Here is a 24,898-nt window from a genome sequence, read left to right as displayed (position 1 = left end):
CGAATATCAGATTACGCGGAAATTGCCGGAACAAAGATAACTGACTGTGAGCGACAAACTGCATGAGGTTCGCCATGAATAAAATGATTAAAAATACATCAGCACCAGTTGTAAATGGTGGTCGCTCCGGATTGGGAAAGTACAGGGTTATGCATCGATTGTTTGCAACTCTGGTTTGTCTGGGGACATTGTCATTCTCCGCACCTCAAAGTCTCTTCGCTCAGAAATCCGCCCAAAAACAGGCTGCCGTAAAACAGAAGATGCCTGTCTCAAAATTACCTCACTGGCCTGAGACGGCAGTCTATCTCCCGCTGGATCAGCTGGACGCTTTAATGACGCGCGACCGCAGCGGGGTGCTGCTGTCCCGCGCGCAATACGAGAAGCTGAAAAAACAGGCGGAAGTGAATGCCGGGGGAACTGGGCTGCCTGACACGAGGGTCATTGTTTATGGGGCCGCATATGAAGCCACCATTTCAGAACGACAGTTAATCATCAATGCAAAAATCTCGATTCGCCAATTTCCCCAAAGTCTGACCGTTGTCAGCCTGCCATTGACTGGTCTGGCAGTCGAATCTGCTCAGTTGAACGGACAGCCGGCGATGATTGCCCGTGGTGAGGGACAACAGCCCGTATTACAGCTTTTCAGTCAAACCGCCGGGGAGCATCAACTGGAACTGCGATTCTCAGCACCGTTAAATACGGTTGGCAGCGATCAGGTCTCACAATTCAAGTTGCTGTCCGGAGTTCCCAGCCAGTTCAAAATCAAAGTTCCTGTAGACCGACATCTGGTGGTCAATGATCTGAAGGTCAAATCATCCTCTCAGGATGGGAAGCTGGCAGCCTATGAATTTCCGGTGGGGGGAGACGGGCAGGTCAGCATCAGAATTACCGAACAGTCACAGCAGCAGGCCAATGACTCGCTGGTCTTTGCCCGGAGTGGAATCGGCGTTTCAGTCAGTCCGGGGAAAGTCGCCTGGCAGGCGCAGACCACGCTCAATATTTACGGGCAGGCACTGGATCGGGTGCTCCTGAGTGTGCCGCAATCCCTGGAAATTGTCAGTGTTGAGTCGACCGGTCTGGAATCGTGGGCGCTGAACGACAGCATGCGGGATCGGGGGCGAACTGAAATTACCCTGAATTACAGGCAGCCCATTGAAGGCGAACGCCAGATTATCTGTCGTGGCGTGATGACAACGGAAGCGGATGAAGACTGGGATGTCCCGGATCTGTTTATCGAGAAAGTCAATTCGCACGTCGGTTCCGTCCTGATTCGCTATCCGCCCGGAGTTCGTTTGCAGATCGAGAAAACCCGTAATGTCAGGCGCAAAGCTCAGGAATCAATCACGCCGCGGAAGAAGTCTGCTGAAAGACAGATGGCGGGCCCTGGTTTTGATTTTGATTTCTGGCAGGAGGACTTCCGCATCTCATTGATTACGCAGGAGAAACGTTCCGAAGTCCAGATGGCGTCTTCTACGGTCGTTGACATCAATGAGCAGGGGATGGATCTGCGCCTGGTCACAACGGTGGAGAGCCTGTTTGCTCCCATGTTTGAATTCCAGATGAAGATTCCGGCCGAGTGGACCATTCTGGGAGCGACGTTCAAAGACCAACAGATCGACTGGAAAGAGTCTTCGCGTGAAGCGGGGACCAAACTGATTCGCCTGCCGTTCCCTGGGGCATTGCCGGCAAATCAGGAAGCCCGAGTGATTATTGACGCCCACCGGGACCTGGAAAACTGGCCCCCCGAAACAGAAGGCCAGCTGTTAAACCTGCCCGAAATCGAATTACCTCAGGCTAAAATTCTGGAGGGGACCCTGGTCATTAATGCCGAGGATGACTGGGATCTGGTCCCCAGCGAGCTGTCCGGTCTGGAGCCCATGCCGGAGCGGATTCCCAAAATGCGGTTTGGCTATCAGTATCAGGACAACAACTATTCAGGCAGCCTGACCGTTTCCCGCAAACCGCTGCAGATGGCCGCACATCACCTGCAGTATGTCAGACTCGATCAGACCACACTCTTTTCGCACTATGAAGCCACTTTGAATGTTGAGCGGGGCAGTTTTCGCTCTCTGATGGTCGCCTTGCCGGAAAGTGTCGGGACCAACTTGCAGTTTCGGCTGCTCCGTACCGCAGGACGCATCATCGAACAGGCAGCTGATGAACCGCAAAACGGAGTTCGCGTCTGGAGACTGAAAATGGATCGGCGTTTGAGTGGCAAGCAGATCCTGACTGTGACAGTTGAACAACCCCGTAAAAGTGGAGAGGTGGTCCAGGTTCCTCAATTGCAGATTATGTCCGCAGATCGCCAGTATGGTGAGGTCGCCTTTGAAGCGGAAGGGGATCAGCGTCTGGAGATCAAAGCAACCGGTGTCAGGGGGCAATTGTTAAGTTCCATCGATGCTGCCGAGCTGCCTGTCCCAATCGCCTATCAGCCTCGGGAACGCATCGTCGCCGCCTATCGATTTGTGGGGGCTGGTCACCAGATTCAGGTTCAGGAAACCCGTTTTGATCAGACAGCGATTCCCACCGCGATTGCTCATCAGCTGGACATCAAGAGTGTGCTGGGATCCGCGGGAGAAGTACAGAATGAGGCGAGTCTCATTTTCTCTGCCGTCGGGATTCAGTCCCTGCAGGTAACTCTTCCTGAAGGATCAGAACTGTTGTCAGCCCAGATTGGGGGGACTCCGGTAGAAGTTCGTCAGACCGGTTCGGCGTTCATCATTCCCGTGACAGCTGACAGTCAGTCCGATGGTACACATATTTTGAAACTGCTCTATGACGCCAACCGCTCGAACGTGGAATGGAAAGATCAACTGTCCGCGACGCCGCCTCAAGTATCTGTAGTCGATGGAGCAGGGCAGATTCAACCACTGCAGATTCTGAATCAGGCCTGGGTGATTCTGTATCCGAAAGACACCTTTATTACGAATAGTAAAGGGGACTTTCTCCCCGAACAGCCCCTGGGACGACCGGGAATGATCGAACGGGTCCGTCAGCGTCTCTCCGTGGTTCCGGTCCGTGATATCGGGGGCAGGGTGATTGCCGCGAGTTTCGTGTTGCTGATCGCTGTGATAAGTGTGTTTGTCTATCGCAGAGGAGGCGCAAATGTAGTCGTGTCTCTGTTTATTGGGTTTATTCTGCTCTGTGTGGTGGTCACCCTCATGCTGCCGGCAGTGCAGCAGTCGCGCGAGGCTGCGCGTCGCTCTGAATCCAAAAATGAACTGAGGCAGCTTGAATTGTCGATGCATAACTATTTTGACTCAGATGCGCAGGTGGAATTCAGACAGGGTTCCGCTGAGAATCCAACGCCGATGGCAGCACCTGCTCCCGGCTTTGAAAAGAGCGAGCAGGCAGATGGATTGGCGCGAACGATGAGCGAGCCGGCATCTGAAAGCGAACGGTTGCGTCGGTTGCAAGGGGCAATCAAACAAAGTGAGGATGCCAAATTCAAGCGACAGGCGGGAGGCATGCAGGGCAAGCCCACCTCTGCAGGCGTGATGGGAGAGATGGCGCAACCTCAAGCAGAGCTTCCTCCTCCGGCGAAAGCACTTGGCGGCCGTCTCTCGGTGGTCGCTCCCTTACCCGAGCCGAGAGGTTATCGTTCACTGGCGTTTCAATATTATGGTGAACCAGTGGAGAAAGGTTTGACACTGGATGTTTCGTTACAAGCCCTCAAGAGCAGTCGGCGACTGTTCCTGGTGGTGCTGGTGGGAGTGCTCTGGCTGGGCTGGTTATTGCGCAGCCGTTCCTGTTTACAGAGATGCCTGGCGCTGCTGATCGGAATCTTTCTGCCGGTCAGCTGCAGTGCTTTTCTGCCGGCAGGAGTTCAGCCGATTCTGGATGGGATCTTTGCCGGCTCGCTGCTCGTCGGATTCTGCTGGAGTGTAGAGTGGTTGCTCTGCAAACTGGCTCGAAAATGCTGTCACTGGTGCTGTCCTGCTGAAAGTAAGCAGGTAACTGTCACCACACTGCTGTTGCTGGGGCTCTTCCTGGGGGCACCAGTCAATGGTTTTGCCCAACCCAAGGTGAAACCCCCGGTTCCCAAACTGCCTCAGAATCTGGTCATTCCTTATGATGCAGGGACCGATCCGCTCAGTTCACAGCGGATCTTTTTACCTCAGTCTGAATTCAAAAAGCTCTGGAACGCAGCCCATCCCGAGCAACCAGTCGATCAGCAGGCTCTGTCAACAGGGACTGTCAGCCAGGCACTCTATGCCGCTGAATTGAACCCGGGGGCAGAACCCGGTCAGGCAGTCGTACATGTCACCGGGCGGCTGGTGATTCATACGGTTGGTCAACAGCCGGTGACTATGGCTGTCCCCCTCGGGAAATCAGCCATTAGTAGTGCGCAGCTCGACGGAAAATCTGCCACGCTGTTAACTCATCCGGAGCACTTGTTTTCCAGCGTGAAAGCCGTCTCGGAACATTTCTACTCCATTGTCATTCCCAAGGCGGGGCTGCACATTCTGGATCTGGAATTTGATTTGCCTGCCCAGCAGAGTGGCACGGCGGGGAGCTTCAAGATCGATCTGAATGCGGTGGCCAGCGGGCGTTTGACACTGGGGTTGCCCGAAGCAAGTTCACAAGTCAGTGTGACGGGTACCAGGGCCACGTATCGTAAACAGACTGTGGCTGGCAAGACGACTCTGGAACTGCCCATTGATCAGGGAGGATACCTGCAGATTTCCTGGCGTCCAGCAGAGGAACGAGGTGCGATTCAGGGTATTATCCATTGCGACACGAATCTGTCTGCCATCGTGCAGGACGCCGGCCTGCGGCTGCACAGCGTGCATCAGTATCACGTACGTCAGGGAACCATTAATCAGGCTTTGTTGAAAGTTCCTGAAGACATCCGCATTCAGTCTGTCACTGGTCCCGATGTCGGTGGCTGGGAAATCGTAGGCACGGGAGAAGAACGTCGCATTAAGGTCTTTTTCAGACGCGATATTAAAGACACGACACAGATCAGCCTGATGGCGTTTCAGTCTTTGTCTGTCGGGAAGCAGAATCGTTCGTTGAGCCTGCCCCAGTTTGTGCCGGAAAATATCACCAATGAAACAGGGACGCTTGGAGTGTACTCAGAACCCCAGTTCCAGATTCGTCCGGAAAAGATCACTGGTGCCATTCAAATCGATACTCAGAAATTTGTGAACCCGGAATCGGGGTCGCCAGTCTGGAAAGTATCCGGACAGAGTCTGCAGCCCCAATGGGCTTATCGTTTTTCCCGGAGGCCTGTTGAGACGCAGTTCTTTCTCTCGCGCAAACAGCCGGAAAAACAGGCGGTTGCCGAGCATGCGGTGTTCGTGACACCCCGCAAAATGAGCCTTTCCAGCCGGATTCGATATCAGCTCAAGGGGATTCCCGAATCGACTTTTGTGATGGAACTGCCAGAGTCCTACCTGGTGTTGAATGTCCAGGCGCAGGGATTGGATGACTGGTATGTAATCGAACAGAATGCCGACGATATGCGGGTGCTGGTTCTGGAGTTTGCGGAACTGAAAACGAATCTGGCGGAAATTGTCGTCGATGGAGTGATACCGCGTCAGGGGAACCAGCAGCAGGCAGAGGTTATGATGCCGACTCCCCTGGTGGTTTCTTCGGTACGCAGCGACCTGGCGATCTGGGTTGATGAATCTCTGGTGGCCCGTGCCTCCGAACTGGATGACTGGCGCGCCATTTCGTCTGCCGATCTATCTCCGGAACTGAAAGGGCAACGGCCCCGCCTGCCTCAGTTTGCCTATCGTTCAACGGCAGAATTGCCTGAGTGGATTAAACTGGAATTGACCCCCGCGCAACCGAATGTGACTGCCAATTCACTGGTGATGACGACTGTGGGTAATGTTTCGGTTAGCCATACGGTGGGCATTCAGTGGTCAATCCAGGGGGCCGCAACCGATCTCCTGTCCTTTACAACGCCCGCGTGGCTGGGTGAGCACCTGGACTTCCGGGGGGACTCGATCCGTCAGATCAACAAACGTGTGATTGGGAATGAGATCATCCAATGGACAATTCATCTGCAGAACTCGGTTGAGGGAACTTATTTTATTACCGCGGAAACCACGCAGGCTCCTCCAGTAGACGGTAAGATCGAAATTCCTCAGGTTCGTGTGATGAACACCAGCATTCAGGTAGATTCGCAGACGACGGAACTGGAAACGCAGCAGCATTATTTCATGCTCGTGAATCACAGCTGGGCGCGGTTGAATCTGTTAAATCCCGAATCCATTTCACCGGTTGATCGCGAAGAAATGCCGCTGAAGCTCGACGATACTCTGGCCAACCAGGCGATGACCCTGGCGCGTCTGCTGGCGAGCGGGAAGTCCCCCGTTTATCAGATACAGCAGTTTCAGGCAGACCAGGGAGCCGCTGCTGCCGTGAATCTGTCACAACTGACGACCGTACTGGCTCACGACGGCAGCTGGAAGACGCATGCAAACTACCGTCTGCGAAATCGTTCTCGACAGTTCCTGGCGATCAGGCTGCCGGAAAATTCGCGGGTTCTGAGCGCGTTTGTAAAAGGAGTTCCCACCGCTCCTGTTTTACTCAAACAGCAGACAGAAAAAGATGAAAACGCTCCCAAGAACCATGAGACGTATTTACTGGCCCTGCCGAAAACGAGTGCGGCTGATCTTTCTTTTTCAGTGGATCTGATCATCGCAGGTCGTCTGGCTGCCCACTTACCTCAGGGAGCATTCAACTGGCAGGGGAAAACAATCGATTTAGATCCACCCCGGATCATCACACCCGCCGAAAATGCCGAGTATGGAATTCCCGTGGCACAAACCAAATGGGCTGTTTATGTGCCCAATGACTATTCTGCAACTCCGCTGCTGGATGACCCGCGGACTAATATGTCACTGGTTCTGGCCGAATCGGATTACAGCAAAGTGGACGCTTCCATGTCGAGTGTTGTGAAAGATGTCGAAAATCTCTACTCCGTATACAGCGGCAGTAAGAGCGACCGGGTTCGCAAACGTGTCATCGATAATCTCAAGCAACTGGAACTGAAACTGGATAACGCTCCGCAGACTCAACTCGAGGGACAGGGAGAGCGCATCAAACAGCAGATCACCGATTTGCAGCGGAAGGAGCAACAGCGCCAGGCTCAGAAAGACAAAATGTTGAGCTATTCTGCGAATACCAATGGGGTAGCAGATTTTGATTCTGAGGAGGCCTTCAACCAGCTGGTGACAGGTAACAATGCGTCGCTGTATAAACTAAATCGTGCCCCGACGGCTCAGACACAGGAGAGTGAAGTTGATCTGTTCCAAGGTCCCTTGACGCCTCCTCAACTGAAAAGCTTCACTATTCGGAATGTGAAGCCTCAAGATCTAGCGGAAAAGAAGGGGGGCCAGAAGGCGCCGACTGACAGCCGGGCGTTACGAAGGCAGCAGAGTCTGCAGAACGCGAATGATTTTGGATTACCTCAACTGGGTGTGCAGCAACAGCAGGCCATGCCTAATCAGGCACCCGCTCCAGAAGGGCAGGGAGGCGCTGGCGGGATGGGTGGTGGGTTTCCTAATAAGACACGCGAGCAGGTTACAAAAGAATGGAAAGACCGCTTCAAGGACCGCGAAGCGAGCAATCGGTCTTTAAGGGATTCCAAAGAAGCGAATGTCTGGAATCAATTAAATGATGTCGAAGAAGCACTGTCTGATGCATACCGCCCCGATCTGAGATTTGGACGAGATAAGAAAGAGTGGGATGAGTTAACGAAACGGAGAGAGGAGGACAGAAAACAGGTCAGTCAACAGGGTAAACAACAGAGTTCTCAGCAGGCTGGCTGGACACAGGCCGGTGGTATTTCGCTGAAGTTCGACATCCCCCTGCAGGGACACAAACTGGAATTCAGCAAGGTCAATGGCCATCCGAAACTGGCGTTAAAGGTCCGACCTGAGAATACGTTCGCCTTTGGTTCTGCCTTGGTCTGGACGATTGTCTGGGGGGCAGTCCTGATCTGCCTGATACTGTTTGTGACTCGATTTTCCAATTCGGCTTTCCTCTGGAAATGGGGGGGCATGGCTCTGACACTGGCGGGCCTGGCTGGCTGGTTATTCCTCACTGGCTGGGTGGGCGGCTTTGCATTAATCTGTTTTCTGCTGGGAGCGATTTGCCTGAGCAGCCAGTGGATGAAACGAACTGCTTGAAATTCCCAATCGATCTGTTGTATCTTGCAGGTATGGATTTCAGGACAACCCTTTTCTTTTAACCGCCCGAGGCAAGCATGGCTACGAAGATCACCTGGCTGGGACATTCCGCCTTTCAGATTGAAACCAATGGTAAAACCCTTCTCCTGGATCCATTTCTGACGGGAAATCCCAGTGCATCGACCACTGCGGATGCAGTACAGGCTGATGCGATTATTGTCAGCCACGGGCACGGGGATCATGTTGGGGACACCGTCGATATCGCGAAACGCACCAAAGCACTGGTGGTAGCCAATTTCGAAATCATCGACTGGATGGGCAAGCAGGGGGTTGAGAATGTGCATCCCCAGCACATCGGAGGCTCTTATACCCATGAATTCGGGACCGTTAAACTGACGATCGCGCATCATGGTTCAATGTTGCCGGATGGGAGTAATGGGGGCAATCCCTGCGGGGTTCTTTTGAAACTGAGCGAGGGGACTATTTATTTCGCCGCGGATACCGGTCTGTTTTATGATATGAAACTGATCGGCGAAGAGGGCGTCGATCTGGCAATCCTACCGATTGGAGATAATTTCACCATGGGGCCGGAAGATGCAGTCCGTGCCACGAAGCTGATCAATCCGAAGCGGGTTTTGCCCACGCACTATAATACCTGGCCACTGATCGCACAGGATGCCGCTGTTTGGGCACATCAGATACGGAGTCAGACCACAGCTGAGCCTCTGGTTCTGGAGCCGGGTGGTTCCTGCGAACTTTAATCCTCGGAAGTGGAATCGTCTTCCTTATCCGGAAGTTCCAGACCGACCTGGATCTCGTCGCCTTCAATGCGGACCGGGTAGACGGGGACCTGCAGCTTGGATCTGGGATTATCCAGCCAGGTGCCGTCCTTGATGCAGAACCGCCAGGCATGCCAGGGACAGGTGACTGCGCCCTGTTCGTCGACATAGCCTGTTGAAAGGGGAGCCCCCTGGTGCGGGCAGAAATCATTGATGGCAGTATACTCGCCTTCTTTGAGAAAGACGGCAATCATCAGGCCTTCGAGATGAAAAGCCCGCCCTTCACCTTCAGGAATATCACCCACTTTGGCGATCGAATGGTAGGTAATCACAAACGTACTTTCGTTATTTCTTCTGGTATTTTCCAGGCAGTGCTGCCTGTCTGATTTTTGACAACTTCCGGATCAGGTCGCCCATCTGGTGGCGATTGACTTTTTTGGTTTTCGCAATCTGGGCAGCCTGCTTCAGGAAGGTTTTAATCTGTTGCGGATCTTCCTGCAGACGACGTGCGATGGGATCGAGGACTCGATGCTCTTCACCACGAAAATGCCTGAGGTTCAGCTCCGAAAACAGCTGTTTGATATAGGAGAATAGTAAAGCACGACCGTTGCCTTTTTTATAGTGTAAATTACCGACGTTATCGGTATGCGAGACAATATTATGACGCGGCAGGATGTGTGAGGACAGGATCGGTCCGAAGCGATTGCTTTTCCACCAGCCGAAGATCAGCAGGGTGATCAGCAACTGGATCGTCAGTGGGCGGAAAGTCGGGTCGATCAGCAGGGCGACAACCTTGGATGTTCCGGACGCATTCAGTGATTCGTCCACGACCAGATAATCAGGGTGCCCTGCAGCCTCGATCAGACGATAAGCGGGCACGCTGCCGCCATCGACCATCGACTGATTCGAAAAGATTTCCGAAGAAGCGGAAACAACAATTGTTCCGAGGCCATAGGTTTGGCGAATGGCCTGCTGTGTTTCACCGGCCGTGATCAACGCCTGACCTGATGGAGAAGTGACCCGGGCATTGGTGTCCCAGACGAGTGACGGTGCATCGGGGAAAACGGTGGTTGCCTGGGTTTCGAGGAGGTCGTGTTCGCTTTCCAGGACAAGGCTCAGGCCTGTTTCATCTTTGTCTTCTTCTTTTTGGGCGATGGGAATATTGTCCCGTTCCACTTCGTCCAGATAGGCCACGCTGATTTCGAGCGCTTCAATCTTGAACTGCGGGTGATCGGGGTTGGCGGAGATGACCAGCTTCCCTCCCTCTTCAACCCATGCCAGGAGGGCCGACCATTCCAGGGGACTGGGATAGCGGGCTGGTCCCAGAATACAGAGCGTATCACCGTAATCGAGTGACTGCAGCAGGACGCTCAGTGGTGTCCGGTTGCGTTCTGCGTGATACGATTCTTGATCCAGCAGGAGATAGAATGCCTTTTTTCCACTGGCTGAGGAACTGTAGGAATCATCCAGCGCACCGGTACCGAATTCCGGAAACCAGAGGTGCAGTGGTAACAAGATGCAGAGTGCAGCCAGCCAGAACCAGCCCGCATTTCTGCGTTCACGTTTTTTTCTGGAAGGCTGATTCATAAAGCTGGAGTGTACTTTCAAAATGTTCGCGGGTCGCGACCCGGCGACCGAATCCCAGAGGTTCATAAGTGCGAATCATCTGACGCAGTGATTCGCCAGGCAGGCCATGCGGCCGGGCTGCCCGCAGGTAGTCACGATAAGTCAATCCCTTGCGAAAACGGATCCAGCCTGAGCGTTCGATAAAACTCATGGAACCGTATAACAGTTGGATGATGGCTTTGTGATAATCACCGGCTTTCGCCAGATCCTGTGCCCGTTCCAGGTAGGTTGCGGCTGCAAACTCTGCCGGAGACACGTTTTCCTCCAGAACCATCTCGCCCTGCAACTGGGGTTTGGCGGTGTCCATTTTATTCTCTCTGGAATACTTGAAGCCCACCACAGCTTTATACAGTAGAAACAGGACGAGTACGCAGGCACAGACGACACTCGCATAGGAAAGAAACATGAATAGGGCACCTGCGGCGCCGCTGATCGCGGATGTATCATAGCTGGACTGACGGGGAGAATCCTTAATCCAGTCATCCAGATCGACGTCGGCATCCTGGGTCAGCTGGCGTTCACGCGTCAGATGTCGAAATTCAGGTCGTTTGAGAATTTCCTGCATGTCCTGCTTCAGCATTACCTGATCGGGGGAGGACAAATCGGCTGATTGTGTCTCCCCGGGCTGTGCAGCGACGATGCTGGTTAACAGTAGAGGGCTGGCGAGGATCAGCAGCCTGGCGGCTATTATCAGGAATCGGAACCGGCAACCAGTCATAATGAAACCTCCTTGAACGTCAGATTCTCAGAGACTTCCGTCATGCGGAGTTCCATGTCCCAGCAGTCGAGGCGGACACGGAGGTCGATATAGGTAAAGAACCAGGTCAGGCGGCCTATGGGATAGACCAGCAGAATGAACGCAGTCAGAACTGTGAGTACGCGCGGGTCTGTCGTCATCAACAACATGATGTTTACCAGTGATTCATCAATGGTTTTAGGGTCCAGCAGATAAGGGATCTGTCCGATTAGAATGGGAAATTCGAGCAGGATGTAACAGAGGTAATCAAAGGTGATAAACAGGATGAAGGTCAGGGTATAACAGAACAGAAAGGCGGCCAGACCGCGTCCAAACAGGGAGCTGAAATTATTCGAGATCAGATCTTTCGTGCGATGATCATGCGAGGCGTCCTGTTGTGAGGCCACGCCGGCATAGTCGAGAACGGCCTGTTCAACGCGGAATCCGTTTCGTATGAGAAAGAGAGTCCCGGGAAAAAAGATATAAACAAAACCCAGTAAGCTGAGAATGTTGCCAGAATAGAAGAGCAGGGCAGGCCCGACAAAAAACAGAGCTCTGTCGAACAGGCAGCGGAGCATGAGAGGGATCATCTGGAAGCGAAACTGACGTCTGAGGCTGCCGATCCCCTGAGTATTGCCAAATGTAAACAGGGCTGAATTCCAGGTAAGCAGCACTCCCATCGGGGATGAGGCAAAGAAGGCAATCGTCAGCGCGGTTCTCAGGTCCAACAAAAAGTAATAGCTGAGGCAGTACACCAGGGTGCAGGTCGGGATGGCGATGACTGCCCAGAGTTTGAGGATCGGGATCAGGAATCGTCCATAAAAACGAATCGCCAGATCCAGGCAACTGCTGGCTTTTCGGGGAACCAGGGCAATATTGATATTCTCAAATCGCATCATGCTGAGTGACGCTCCCCTGACTTCTCTGATGGCTCAAGCTGGCTTACGGGCAAAGACGATTGATCAGACTGCAGGCCGGCAAAAGCGAGGTACAGAAAGACAATTAACCAGAGAACACTGCCGACAATGTATTTCAGCATCGGTGAGACAGCGGAAGGCGACCAGAACGCTTCAATCAGTGCCGCCACCACCAGCATCACAGCAGCACCCCCTGCGATTTGAACTGCTTCCAGTCCCCGTACCTGCAACGACTGAAATCGAGTTCTCTGGCCGGGATGGATCAGCGCGTTCCCCAGCATCAGACCGGCCCCACCGGCCACGGCGATCGCTGTCAATTCAAAGGAGCCATGCGAGATGACGAAGCTTAAAAATCGTTCGCCGTGTCCCTGGCTGATGACATATCCGGAGACGGCTCCCAGGAAGATTCCATTAAACAGCAGCGTGTAGACCGTCCCGATGCCCAGCAGAATTCCCAGGGCAAAACATTTCAGTGCAATGCCCACATTATTGTTAATGTAAAAACCGGCCATGGTAGCCCGTTCATCCCCAAAGCTGGAACCCCCGAACTCTTCTTCAGATTCTGTCTCATCCTCTTTTGCATTTTCAGATTCCGTATCCTTCTGATCTGAGTACATCTGATCAAAGCGCGTCATCATTTCTTCGGGAATAACCCGGGTGGCCAGACTGGGGTTGTTCTGCACCACATACCAGCTGATTCCCAAGGGCAGGAAGAATAACAGGCAGGCAGTCAGAAAATAGCCAATATTGGCTCGAAACAGCCGGGGAAAGTCGATGGACACGTAGCGATAGAAACCCGCGATGTTAGTGGGGGGAGCACCATAAAACAGGTTATGCCCCCGTGCAACCAGATCGTTTAAATACGAAATCAGATCGTGTCCCCAGCCCCGAGAGCGAATCGTCGCCAGATCATGGGAGACTTCGCGGAGCAGTTGAGAAAATTCCGTGATCTGTTCTGCTTCCAGTTTAGAGAGGGATCTCCTGGATGAGTTCTGCAGAAACTCCTCGAAGCGTTTCCACTGGGGGCGACGTTCCTGGATAAACTTATGCTTATTCATCGCGAAACTCCCCAAACCCGGCCTGTTTCAGGTATTCGGAAACGACTTCCTGTTCTTCTTCCTCCTGGCTGAAACTGAACGTTTTATAGACCGCGGCCAGAAATGCCATAGGGTAGTGAGTGACCTTCTTTTCGTCTCCGGTGTAGTGCAGACGCTCTGCCAGATTCTGGGCCAGGATACCGGCCAGCGCATGTCCCCGTTCGTACGTTAAGACGTGTCTACGTCCGATGAATTCATCGATCAGCGAGAGTACTTCATCGCGCGGCAGAAAACTGCCGATTTCGTTTTTATCGAGTGGTTTGATTTTATCCAGGATCACCGGCTTGCGTGGGAGCTTTAGAGAGCGTTCCTGAATGACCACGGTGCCCGCTGCCAGATCGCCGAGCCTCTGGAAACGACGGGTCAACAGCATGGTCGTTATACCGATCCCGTAAAAGAGAATCGAGTCTGCGCTGCGTACCAGATTTCTCAGCACGGCCGGCCAGAACGTGATCGGGTAGCCTCCTTCGCGGATCACACGGATGCCACAAAAATGTTTACCGATGGACTGTCCCTTGAAGAATCCTTCTGAGATCGTGTAGTAGCCCCACGTATTCAGGAACATCAGTACGAGCAGGAGCCCGATGGCCGTGCCAGGCAGGACGATACTCAGCATGGGAGTGACAAATATCCACAATCCAAACAGGGCCATCATGCGGATCATCAGATCAATCAGATAGGCCAGGTAGCGCTGGGCTGGTCCTGCCAGCTGGTATGTCAGAATGACATTCTCGGGGGTTTCAATCTGCATTTCCAGGCTCAGTTTTTGTGGCTGATTGGAATAGACCTCTTCCTGATAGACGGCTGAGTTCTGTGTCTGTTCCAGTTCTGATGTCACTGTGGCCATGGAAGGTGCTGAATTAACCTGGTGTATCAATTGATGACAGAGTATCCCGGGAGGAGACAAACTACATCGCTGATTATAGAGGAAAAACGGTACGGTTATCCATGACCGTGACAAATTTTTATGAAAACCGGAATTCCTCATTTTCTCTCACCACGGGAACCGGATATAATCAGAGCGTACCTGTCGGTATTAATTGGAAGTGTCATCTCCGGCATGAAGTGCAGGTTCTGTTCCCGGGCGTCACAGAGTCGCCTTTTTGTTCCGTTTGTCTGACGGAAAACAGAGATGATACTGATTTCTGAGTTGTTCCCTGAATAAAATGAGAGTGAGGAACTATTGATGTTAACGTGTAGACGAGTTTTGAGTATCGTCGGAATTTGGGCAGTTGCCTGGGCTGCTATCACTTCAGTGAGTCACGCTGCAGAAGAATCTGCTCAGTCAGTGGACCAGAAGAAACTGAAAAAGATCCAGCAGGCGGGAATCAATTATTTAAAGAACAGCCAGCTGGATGATGGGCTCTGGACCACAGAAACGGTGCCCGGCATCAGTGCGCTGGTGACGACGGCACTTCTGGAAAGCGGCGTACCTGCCAGCGATCCGGTTGCGGCGAAGGCGCTGAAACGACTGGAAGGCTATGTCCAGAAAGATGGCGGTATTTACTATTCCAAAAGTAATCATCGCAATTACGAAACCTGTATTGCCATCATGGCACTGCATGCGGCTAACAAAGATGGCCGTTATGATCAGACAATCAAAAATGCAGAACAGTTTCTGCGGGGCCTGCAGTGGGACAAAGGCGAAGGGATTGAGTCTTCCGATACATTTTATGGTGGTGCCGGCTATGGTGGGCACCAGCGTCCTGACCTCTCCAACACCCAGTTCCTGATCGAAGCACTGCGTAAGGCAGGGGTGAAATCAGATGATCCTGCGATTCAGAAGGCGCTCGTTTTTGTCTCTCGTACCCAGAACCTGGAATCGGAGTACAATACTACGCCGTTTGCTTCGAAAGTGAATGATGGTGGTTTCTACTACACGCCGGCAGCAGGGGGGACTTCACAGGCTGGTAAAACCCCCGATGGCGGATTGCGTTCCTACGGGAGCATGACTTATGCCGGGCTCAAGAGCATGATCTTTGCCGGTGTCGATGAGAAAGACAAACGGGTCAAAGCAGCCACCGAATGGATTCGGCGTCACTACACGCTGAAAGAAAATCCAGGGATGGGGCAGATGGGCCTGTATTATTACTTCCACACCTTTGCCAAAGCACTGGATGCAATGCAGGTCGATGAGTTCAAAGATGCCCAGGGGACGGCCCACAACTGGCGAGCCGAGCTGGTCAATCATCTGGCGGAACTGCAGAATGAAAACGGCAGCTGGACCAACACACAGAAACGCTGGTACGAAGCCGATCCTAATCTGGCGACTGCCTATGCCTTAATGGCGCTGACTTACTGTCAGCCAGGAAAATAAACGGTTCCTAAATCTGCCCCCGTTTCATTTCTTAAGGATGGAACGGGGGGATTTCTACCGTGTTGGTTCCATCGATCATGCCTGAGACGTACCCAGCGACCTGTTTCACGATCTCGTCGATCATCTTCTGGCCTGCTTCTGCAGTCGCTTCCAGCGGCTCTTTGTCTTCCTGATCCTGCATCGCGTCCTGACGGACATTTTCGGGAAACGCTGCCAAAGCAAAGGCGGTTTCGAATTCCTGGGCATGTCCCGGCCAACGCTCAGTTTTCAAATTGGCCAGTGCCACCTCTTCAGGCAGCAGATTCCAGTAAGACTCAAAGTGCAGGTTGATTTCCAGCCGTTGCTGGAATTGTCCCCACATTCCCAGGCAGGGGGCAATGTTTCCGCCATGCCCATTCAACACCAGGATGTTATTGAAGCCGGCGTGATGCATGCTGCGAATGGTATCGAATAAGACGCTCAGCCAGCTGCCCGGCAGCGCCGATAGCGTGCCCGGATGCCGCATGTGATGTTCGCTGATACCAATATTCATGGAGGGAGCCACCAGCACTTCCGGCGAGAGCAGACGCGCGGCTTCAGTTGCGACCAGCATCACGCTTCTCCAGTCGTGCTCCATGGCCAGGTGCTCCAGATGCTGCTCCGTGGCTGCAACCGGGATGATGCACGCTTTCAGTTCGCCTGCCTGCATCCGCTCACGGAATTCTCGACGGGTCAGTTTGGGGAGCAGTATTTCGCTGGTATCAGAATGAGAATTTGACATGGCTGTGATTCCTGAAGCGGTTTGATGATCTAATGAGCGGCGGCGCAATCCGGGGAGCAAACTTGATTTTGGTTTTCTGGATGCGGTTCGTCAACGGTCGAGCATCTTTTCCATCACCTGGTAGCCGGGAAAACCAAATCCCAGCTGACGGTAAGTCGATTGGGCACGATCGTTTTCTTTCTCAACATAGAGTCGCAGACCGACGACATCCGGGTTCGAGCGGGCTAAAGCCTCAACGTGATCCGAAAGCTGCTGGAACACGCCCTGCCGACGATAGGCGGGATCGACGAAAACACTCTGGAACCACCAGAATTCACCGTTTCGCCAGTCGCTCCATTCTCGAGTGAACATGATCTGACCGATGACGCTTCCCTGGTACCGGGCGACAAAGTACTGGCAACCGCGCGAGTCGCTCAGCGATTCCACAACGCCTGTGCGTACCAGCTCTTTGTCCAGATTCTTAGATTCCGTTTCCCGGGCCAGCTCAAGATTGAAATGCGTAATGATTTCGCAGTCTGCCTGAGTGGCACTTTCGATTTGTATATCCAACATGCTTGAACCCTCGTATTTCAGTTGAAAACCTCAACACACTTTAGCATGTCCAGGCCGCGATTGTCATTGCTGTCAAACGAGTTGAGAGAAATTTCAGGGGATCGCATAGTTCATGAATTAGGGGCGAGCAAGCAGGATTTTCGAAATAGTTTCTGCTTTTAAGCAAGAATGAAGAAACTTCAAATGTGAAAATGGCGATATTAGGTGGTACAGCAAGAGTGGTTTTGCAAGGATGCATGGTCAAAATCTGCAGGATGTGCCAATTTTACGTCCGAGTTAAATCATGACGCTGGGAGATAGAGCCTTGAGGACTTCAGGGGAAAGACAATACCGTTTAGATACCAACGCCCGCTTTTCAACAATCCAGAATACCTGGGCAATGATGTTTGTTGGGGTGGCCGCTGGTTTACTGAGTATGTATTTTATGGTTGCACGGCCGATGATGAGTCAGATCGGTCAGTTGCAGACGGAGTTGGTGTCAGTCCAACAGGATATGGATAAACTGGTAGGTGCCAAAACCAGTGCCTGGCAGGTCAACAATCTGTTGACCGTTCTCAATTCGCAGGCCAAACAGCTCTCCGAGGCAAAAGCAGCTGTGGCAGAGATTCGCGATCTTCGAATCTTACTTAAAAACGAAGCTGAGCAGACCGAACAGGCACTCGCTTCATTTGAAAAGATCGATCAGTTTCAGAAACAGGTGCTCCAGCAGGATGGCTTAACCGCGAAAGCCCGAACTGCCCTGGATGACATGCTGGCAATGCAGGATCGCCTGGCCTCACAAGAGCAGCAGATCAAAACGACCCAGTCGACGCTGGATGAAATGATCAAGCTGCAGAAAATGGCTGCTGACCAGTCGACAGGCATCAAAGATGCTCAGACAGCCTTCAGTGAGTTTCTGAACTTCAGGCAGCAGATCGTCGATCAGTCTGAGCAGTTGGAAGTCGCCCGCGCCAACAGCCAGAAGATGATCGATCTGCAGCAAAGCCTGATTGCTCAGACAGATCCGCTGGCAGCCGCTCAGAAAAGTGCTGAGCAGATGGTCTCGCTGCAGCAGACTCTGACTGACGAGAAACTGAATCTGAACGAGGCTGACACCAACTTACGATCGTTGATGGATATTCAGACCAAACTGCTGGCTGAAACAGGACGCGTGGTCGATGCTGTCGAAACGCTGGAAGTTCTGGGCGAACTGCAGGACAGCGTTAAAGAACAGATCGCTTCCATGCAGGGAATGCGGCGGGAACTGCTCGATATCATCCTGATGGAGAGTACTGTTACCAAAGCAACCCGCATTCTGGAACCGCTGGCAGAGCTGGGTAACCTGAAGCGGCTGAGCGATGCAGAAGTTCGTGAAGCAGCCCGCGTGATCATGGATCAACGGGACTCCCGGATGGGCAAACTGACTCCCCGGTTCCGTCAGGTTCATCGTGAGCCAGTACCCTCACGAACTTCCAAACTGACGACATTGGATGGGAAGGCCCTGTTTGGTGAAGAAATCAAAGGCAAAGACGGTGTGGTTGAGAAACTGGTTCCCATGCCTCCTGCCGATGAAGAGTGAACAGTCTCCTGGCTGAAAGTGGCTTGAATTAAAACAGGGCATGGACGTTCCATGCCCTGTTTTTGATTTGTTTCTACTCTGACAGAAAAGTTATTATTCCGTCTTCGCGGCTTCTTTCTTTGCTTCGGGTTTCGCTGCTTCTGGTTTACCTGCCGTTTCAGGTTTAGACTCAGCCTTGGGTTTCTCTTCTGTTTTGGCTGGTTTTTCCTGAGGCTTGTCTGCTTTGACAGGAGATTTTGTTTCCTTGGCAGGCTTGGTAGTCTCCGGTTTTGCGACTTCAGATTTGTAGGTCAGCGTACCAGTCACCGGGACAGAAGCAACCTGGAATACACCTTTGGACAGTTCTCCCTGCACGAACACAACGAAGTGCAGTTTATCCAGACCCAGGGGAGCACCGGTGAAGTTGGCCCCCGATTTTTCCTCGAAGGCGGACAGGTAGTCGCTGATCCGTCCTTTGAAATCGTTGAGTTCGAGGGTTTTATCCAGGGTCAGTTTGCCATCAGTTGCCTTGAAACCATTCGGCTCACCCAGCATGGATCGTACAATCATGTCGTGGACGTTGATGCCATTGGGGGATTCGAAATGAAGTTCATCTTCTGCCAGCACAGCCACCAGACGCAGTGGTTCTTTGATTTTTTCGGTTCCCGTTACATTGGCTTTCAGGTCCAGCTTGCCGTCTTTGGCAGCAGCCGAGAGATCAATTTTAACATCAGTTGTTGCTGAGAGCTGTGGAATCAATGCCTCCAGCAGCGCTTTGTAGGAAGACTCGACTTCTTCGACTCCGCCCGCGGCGCCGAACACCTGCTGACCATTCAGATCGATTGAGGGAGTTCCGGAATGGTTGTAGAAAAAGAACCGGGATTCCGAGTCGGAATTGGTCAGTGGATCTGGAGCAGGAACATGCTGGTGATACCGCAGCACGATCACTTTTGATGCAGGGAAAGAAGATTCAACCACTCCGGTTGCCAGGTCGGCAGCAACGCAGGGAGGACAGGAACCACCGGTGAATAATTCAATCAGTGAAGTTCGGTTTCCTTTTTTCAGATCGACCTCTTTCGCTTCTTTGGTGATGAAGCTGTCCAGGAACCGTTTAAAGGACTTCGTCAGATATTCATCCAGTCCCTTGGTGGAGCCATGCTTCTTCTTCCAGAGTGCAGTCAGGGTATCCCGCGGATTTTCAAATTTCACCGCATCAGGGTTTTGCCTGGAAACGGCAATCAGTTGTCGTTCACGACCTGAAAGGGGCGAGCCGGCAAGAATTCCCAGATGTTCAATGGCCTTGTCGATACTGCCATGGGTTTTCTCATAACTGACCAGTTCGGTCAGCAGTTGCCGATCGTGTGGATACTTTTTGACTTCCGACTCCAGCAGTTCGCCTGCAGCTTTAATCTGCTCAGGATTTTCTGATTTAAGTCCGACGCGTGCTTTGGCAAGCGCCATTTCCTGATCCCAGTGGGTCAGTGGTTTGACACCCTCTTTGATCAGCTTCCCGGCTTCGTCCAGGTACTGTGTTGCCAGTGAACTGTCAGTGTCAGTACGTGCCAGCATCGAGCCGACACTAATCAGGGAGTTCGCCTGCATGCGTTTACCCCAGAGGGTGGCAGTTTCGATGTAGCGCTTGATAATTCCCTGGATGGTTTTCGTGTCTTTTTTCTGGCTCAGCCCCACTGCCAGCAGTGTGGGATAGGCATCCATTGCCAGTGGGAACATCTGCATTTTCTGTGTGAACTCATCCAGTGGTTTGAATGGATCTGGCGACTGCATTGCCTGAATCAGTTCCTGGGCACCGGGGGAAGGCATTGGTTCTTTGATCTTGGAGAGATCTTTTTCAATCGTGGGCAGGAGTAAGGCGGGGATGCAGTTGTCATTATTGAAAGAGATATTCCCGTAGATCGCTCCCCGTTCTTTATTCAACTTGCCCTGAAAATTCAGACGAATGTATTCTTTGCCACCTTCGTCTTCCAGCAGACTCTCTACAAAATTAACGGTATCTTTTGTCGTCTCTGAAGAAACGATTTTCGCAGGGGCCACGTTCTCGCTCTTGGAAACCAGTTTGACTCCCTCAAAGTCCGATTTTTCTTTCTGATCTCCTTCAGCAGGTTTTTCCGGCACCAGAACCCTCAAGAGGTACAGAGGCATCATCTGCTGCTGTTGGGGCAGAACCAGTACCCAGTTCCCTTCCACTGTTTCCGGCAATTTGAACGGCTCCGGTTTTGGTTTTTCCGTTTCCTCTTTTTTGTCTTCAGAGGCAGTGGCTTCCTTATCTTTATCTTTAGAATCAGATCCCTTTGTGCTGACTTTAGCAGTCTCGACGTTGGCGGAAGGTTGGTCATCACTGCCGGGTTCAGAGCCTTTCTGACAGCCAACCGAGATCATCAGCAGACAGACTAACAGGCTAATGCGGGAAATCGAAAACATATTGTTCCTCGAAGGTTAAGTAAAATTTGTTCAAAACGGGTGCCTATTCCGGTTTTATACGAATTCCATACAAATGTTGATGGATATAAAGCAAAAAACAACAATCTTCTGCAAATCGTACAGGGAACAGACGTTACGTTGAATCCTGTGTGTCTTCTTACTGGTAAGCGGGCTTGAGAATCGGATCCTGAATCGATTTCTGCCACTCAATCAGCTGTGTTTCCAGTTCAGCGGCTTTCTCTTTCCATTGAGGGGGCATTCGGCGGCGAACCAGATTTCGGGTCTCGTCCGGATCCGTTTCCAGATCGTAAAGTTCGTCCATATAGCGGGCGCGATAATGTTTGACGAATTTAAACTTCTCCGTCCGGATCATCCGCATGTAAGCCAGCCCGTTGTTATGCAGGTCATATTGACCAAAGATGACTTTGCGTTCGGGGATCGGCTTGCCAAATAACAGCGGTGAGTAGTCAATCCCATGCAGGGGGACTCCTTCAGGTTGAGGGCTCTTCAAAACCCCAAGGACGAATTTGAACATGTCCACGTTCGAGACCATCTCATCGAAGCGGGTTCCGGGCGGAATGACCTTTGGCCAGCGCATCACGAGGGGGACGCGAATCGAGGTGTCCCACATGTTGGGGCGTTTAGGACCTGTGACCCCTCCCGCCAGCCAGTGGCCGTTGCCTTTCGTGCTGATGCCATGGCGACCGTTGTTGTAACCATGGTCGCTCGTGAAAATCACCAGTGTGTTGTCCGACAGCTTCAGCCGATCCAGTTCTTTTAACAGGCGACCGATATTGCGGTCCACCGAGGAAATGCTGGCGTAATACTCTTTATTTTTCTGCTTGATCTGTTCCTCGATCAGTCCTTTGGCAATGGGCATTTCAATTTCCACACCCTCATAAAGCGAAGAATCTTCGGCCGGCACCGGACCATAGGGTGTGTGCGGCGCCCGGAAGTGCAGGCAGAGGGCGAAGGGCTTGTCTTGGGATTGTCTGAGAAACTGAATCGCATCATCTACCAGCAGGTCCGGCAGGGGGCCTTCTCGTTTCTCCGTTTTTCCATTGATTTCCAGGGTTGGGTCCATGGGACGGGTGCCGCCTGACAGAAACCCCATGAAGTGATCAAAGCCCTTCTTGTGGGGATGGAACTGCGGATGCTCGCCCAGGTGCCACTTTCCGATCAGTGCAGTCTGGTATCCCTGCTTCTGTAAAACGGCTGGCCAGATGGGAGCATGTAAGCCGGCGCCCTCCTGTGCTTCATCCGGAGAGATGTAATCCGTGATTTTCAACTCAGTCGGGTAGCGACCGGAGAGGAACGTGGCGCGACTGGGGGAACAGACCGGGGTGGCGACAAAGGCGTTTGTAAAGACTGCACCTTCCCTGCCAATCTGGTCCATGTGGGGAGTCTGGATCTGTTTGTTGCCGTACAGACCCATGGCCCAGCGTCCCTGATCGTCGGTGACAATCGAGATCAGATTGGGGCGTTCCGCTGCCAGACAGGAGTCGGAAACACCGGTGCATATTGAGAACAGGACCAGCGAGAGACTGGCTGCCAATGAGAACGCTTTCATGGTTGTGTCTCGATCTGTTGGAGTCAGTTTCAGCTGCCCAGTTCCTGTCTCAGGTCCGCTAACTGCTGTTGCAGCTGTTCGACGACTTCCGTAATTGATGCCACCTGTTGCGAAAGCTGCTGGTTATCGGACTGCAGTCGTTCTACAGCATCTTTCAATGCAACCAGATCCGAATTGGAACTGACTGACGTTGTCGGAGGGGAAGCGACGGCAGTGGTTGTCGTCTCCTCAGGCTCGTGTTCGGCTGAAGAATCAAACCCCAGTGTTTTTCCCTCGTTTTCCTTATACCAGTTGTGGTCGACTTCGATACCGCGTCGTTCTATGCTGCCATTGGATTGTACATACTTTTGATCCAGAAGTCCTTTAAATTCTGCGCGTAGCTCTTCCAGAGTCTCAATGGGCACCATGCGACTGGCGCGGCCCCGCAGTTCTCCCATTGTCTGGCGACCTCGCAGCCAGAGCTCGGTCAGAATTGCCAGCTGGGGTTCGGTGAAATGAAAACGGTGCCGCATGTAATGGCGGTAGCGTTCTGTACGGCCACTGTCAGAATGCACGACGGCGACCAGGCCGATTTCCCGCAGCGATTCCAGGGCTTCGTATACCTGGGTCTCGCTGTAATGGCTCACCGGATCGCGGTTGCTCTTCTGGTTGCAGCCGGTGGTGACTGCTTTTAAGGTCAGCGGGTATTGATCGGGAGTCGTAAAGGCCTTCTCTAATAAAACGCCCAGCACACGGCGTTGTGGTTTTGAGAGTTCACTGATTTGCAGTAGTTCTTTTTCTTCCTGAGTCGCGTCATTCATAATCTGTCAAAAACCCTTTTTCGAGCAGAAAGGTAACGGGGGTGATGGTCTAATAGCCCTGTTCTAAAATCAGTCTGGATGCTTCCAGACTCCCTTGAGCCACTTTCGTCAGAAATTCAAAATCGAGAGTGTCCACGGTATCGGTCGGTTGATGATAATGTGGATTTCTTAAAAAGCTGGTGTCGGTAATCATCAGTGCCGGGAAACCCGCATCCCAGAAGGGACTGTGATCGCTCAAACGCGTGGCCTGCAGCATTTCACCATTTTGCGGTACCTGTAAAGTCTCTACCGGAAGCTCTGCCACTCGTTTGAGACCTGTCTGGAACACGTCGATCAGGCTGCTGGAATTCTGGTTTCCAACCACGGCAATGAAATCGCCGGTATCAGGATACAGGCCGATCAGTTCCCGGGGCAGCATCTGGCTGCCGGGGGTGGGATCACAATATCCCAGCATTTCCAGCGAGACCATGCCACGCAGATCGGTCTGTTGCTTCAGATGCAGCTGAGCATGTTCTGCTCCACCCAGCATCCCGTTTTCTTCCAGGTCAAAGGCTACGAGTTCGATGCTCCATTTCCAGTCAGGCTGGTGCAGTTGTGGAAGCAGTCTTCCCAGCTCGAGCAGCGTGGCGACGGCGCTGGTATTATCGTCAGCGCCCGGCGATTCCGGTCGTGTATCCAGATGCGCGCCGATGCAGAACTGCGGTTTTTCGGGGTTGGAGAGCTGCGGATGCCGGGCAATCAGGTTCTGGCCGGAGAATGTAACCAGCATGGAGTCTTGCGCCTGGAAAGGGTGGCGTTCGATCTGCCAGCCGGAGGCTTCGAGTTCCCGGATCACGTACTGTCTGGCCGCCTCCAGTTCCTCACTTTCTGCAGGACGAATGGACTGGCAGAGTTGTTCACAGTGCCGTTTCAGTCGTTGAGTGTCGATGTCCGTCATAGTGGCTTTCGATTCCTTGCCAGGCCAGTTTGATTGAGAGAGAATCCGCTCTGAAAACGTCTTAAAAGGTTGATTCCTGCGGTCAGGAATTTTGAGATGAATTACCTTCTGCTGATTCGACAACAAACTGAAAATCTTTATCAGTTCGCAGGGAATTAAAATCGGTCTCTTCAGGGATCAGCTTCGTCAGGCGGGGCTCCATGCGTAATGCACGCCCCAGCCAGGACAGGGCATTGGTTTTATCATCTGCCAGCGCAAAATAACAGGATAGATTATAGAGGACGATCGGTTCATCGGAATGGTGCTGATAGGCCAGTTCCATGATAGAAATTGCAGAAGGGAGCTGATCGGTCCGTTTGAAACACCAGGCCATCCCCATCAGAGTGGTCAGGTTTTCCGGATCTCTGTCAAAGGCATCCCGATAGGCATCCAGCGATTCTTCGTATCGTTCCGCCAGTTGCAGTGCCTGTCCCAGAAGCCGATAAAACTTTTCTGAATCGCGATCATCTTCGGGAATGTGAGAAAGTTCACGCAGCGCCTGAACTGGCATTTCCAGCATCAGATAGCCTTCGGCCGCAGTGAGATGGCGCTTGGGTCGAGAAGCGGGCAGGAGTACCATGGGAAAACCTGTCAGTAAAAACAAAAAACCTTTGCCCTATTTTAATGGATCGGGCAAAGGTTTTT

The 24,898-nt window shown here is 52.5% G+C and carries 17 protein-coding genes; 4 read left to right on the top strand and 13 right to left on the bottom strand.

Features of this window, described 5'->3' with window-relative positions; translation table 11 throughout:
• Nucleotides 1-149: 149 nt before the first annotated feature.
• Nucleotides 150-8,147, top strand: a complete 7,998-nt coding sequence (locus Enr10x_RS26550; protein WP_145452042.1) for a hypothetical protein — start codon at nt 150-152, stop codon at nt 8,145-8,147.
• Between the two features lie 77 nt (nt 8,148-8,224).
• Nucleotides 8,225-8,908 (top strand): metal-dependent hydrolase, encoded by a 684-nt coding sequence (locus Enr10x_RS26545; protein ID WP_145452040.1) that lies wholly within the window; start codon nt 8,225-8,227, stop codon nt 8,906-8,908.
• Here the strand turns inward: Enr10x_RS26545 and Enr10x_RS26540 are convergent.
• From Enr10x_RS26540 to Enr10x_RS26515, 6 genes are read right to left on the bottom strand one after another with little or no spacing between them, the layout of a single operon-like run.
• Nucleotides 8,905-9,258 (bottom strand): Rieske (2Fe-2S) protein, encoded by a 354-nt coding sequence (locus Enr10x_RS26540; protein ID WP_145452038.1) that lies wholly within the window; start codon nt 9,256-9,258, stop codon nt 8,905-8,907. The genes Enr10x_RS26545 and Enr10x_RS26540 overlap by 4 nt on opposite strands.
• Before the next feature lie 13 nt (nt 9,259-9,271).
• On the bottom strand, nt 9,272-10,513 hold the full coding sequence (locus tag Enr10x_RS26535) for a DUF4350 domain-containing protein (RefSeq protein ID WP_197997381.1): 1,242 nt from the start codon (nt 10,511-10,513) through the stop codon (nt 9,272-9,274).
• Nucleotides 10,485-11,270, bottom strand: coding sequence for a DUF4129 domain-containing protein (locus Enr10x_RS26530; protein ID WP_145452034.1), 786 nt, complete (start codon nt 11,268-11,270; stop codon nt 10,485-10,487). Before Enr10x_RS26530 ends, Enr10x_RS26535 begins: the two co-directional genes overlap by 29 nt.
• Nucleotides 11,267-12,187, bottom strand: coding sequence for a hypothetical protein (locus Enr10x_RS26525; protein ID WP_145452032.1), 921 nt, complete (start codon nt 12,185-12,187; stop codon nt 11,267-11,269). Before Enr10x_RS26525 ends, Enr10x_RS26530 begins: the two co-directional genes overlap by 4 nt.
• On the bottom strand, nt 12,184-13,263 hold the full coding sequence (locus Enr10x_RS26520) for a stage II sporulation protein M (RefSeq protein ID WP_145452030.1): 1,080 nt from the start codon (nt 13,261-13,263) through the stop codon (nt 12,184-12,186). Before Enr10x_RS26520 ends, Enr10x_RS26525 begins: the two co-directional genes overlap by 4 nt.
• Nucleotides 13,256-14,149: an RDD family protein gene (locus Enr10x_RS26515; RefSeq protein WP_197997380.1), complete on the bottom strand. Its 894-nt coding sequence runs from the start codon at nt 14,147-14,149 to the stop codon at nt 13,256-13,258. Before Enr10x_RS26515 ends, Enr10x_RS26520 begins: the two co-directional genes overlap by 8 nt.
• Nucleotides 14,150-14,590: 441 nt before the next feature.
• On the opposite strand from Enr10x_RS26515, the gene Enr10x_RS26510 reads away from it, so the two are divergent.
• Entirely contained in the window at nt 14,591-15,619 is a 1,029-nt protein-coding gene (locus Enr10x_RS26510) for a prenyltransferase/squalene oxidase repeat-containing protein (RefSeq protein ID WP_232093145.1), read from the top strand.
• Nucleotides 15,620-15,650: 31 nt separating this feature from the next.
• Here the strand turns inward: Enr10x_RS26510 and Enr10x_RS26505 are convergent, their stop codons facing one another.
• A complete protein-coding gene (locus Enr10x_RS26505) occupies nt 15,651-16,379 on the bottom strand; it encodes a creatininase family protein (RefSeq protein ID WP_145452025.1) in 729 nt (242 codons plus the stop codon).
• Between the two features lie 90 nt (nt 16,380-16,469).
• Nucleotides 16,470-16,931, bottom strand: coding sequence for a GNAT family N-acetyltransferase (locus Enr10x_RS26500; protein WP_145114649.1), 462 nt, complete (start codon nt 16,929-16,931; stop codon nt 16,470-16,472).
• A gap of 439 nt (nt 16,932-17,370) precedes the next feature.
• On the opposite strand from Enr10x_RS26500, the gene Enr10x_RS26495 reads away from it, so the two are divergent.
• Entirely contained in the window at nt 17,371-18,489 is a 1,119-nt protein-coding gene (locus Enr10x_RS26495; RefSeq protein WP_145452023.1) for a coiled-coil domain-containing protein, read from the top strand.
• A gap of 93 nt (nt 18,490-18,582) precedes the next feature.
• On the opposite strand, the gene Enr10x_RS26490 is transcribed toward Enr10x_RS26495, so the two are convergent.
• The 5 genes from Enr10x_RS26490 to Enr10x_RS26470 form a co-directional block, all read right to left on the bottom strand.
• Nucleotides 18,583-20,907 (bottom strand): hypothetical protein, encoded by a 2,325-nt coding sequence (locus Enr10x_RS26490; RefSeq protein ID WP_145452021.1) that lies wholly within the window; start codon nt 20,905-20,907, stop codon nt 18,583-18,585.
• A 157-nt stretch (nt 20,908-21,064) separates the two neighbouring features.
• Nucleotides 21,065-22,477, bottom strand: a complete 1,413-nt coding sequence (locus Enr10x_RS26485) for a sulfatase family protein (RefSeq protein WP_145452019.1) — start codon at nt 22,475-22,477, stop codon at nt 21,065-21,067.
• Between the two features lie 29 nt (nt 22,478-22,506).
• Nucleotides 22,507-23,277, bottom strand: a complete 771-nt coding sequence (locus Enr10x_RS26480) for a DUF480 domain-containing protein (RefSeq protein ID WP_145452017.1) — start codon at nt 23,275-23,277, stop codon at nt 22,507-22,509.
• A gap of 49 nt (nt 23,278-23,326) precedes the next feature.
• The gene (locus Enr10x_RS26475) at nt 23,327-24,214 is read right to left on the bottom strand and encodes a M28 family peptidase (RefSeq protein ID WP_145452015.1); all 888 of its coding nucleotides are present in this window, start codon (nt 24,212-24,214) and stop codon (nt 23,327-23,329) included.
• Between the two features lie 82 nt (nt 24,215-24,296).
• Entirely contained in the window at nt 24,297-24,833 is a 537-nt protein-coding gene (locus Enr10x_RS26470) for a tetratricopeptide repeat protein (protein ID WP_145452013.1), read from the bottom strand.
• Nucleotides 24,834-24,898: the final 65 nt, after the last annotated feature.

This window comes from Gimesia panareensis (assembly GCF_007748155.1).
GTDB lineage: Bacteria > Planctomycetota > Planctomycetia > Planctomycetales > Planctomycetaceae > Gimesia > Gimesia panareensis.
The sequence above is the reverse complement of the archived record's forward strand: the minus strand, read 5'-3'. Positions and strand labels throughout refer to the sequence as shown.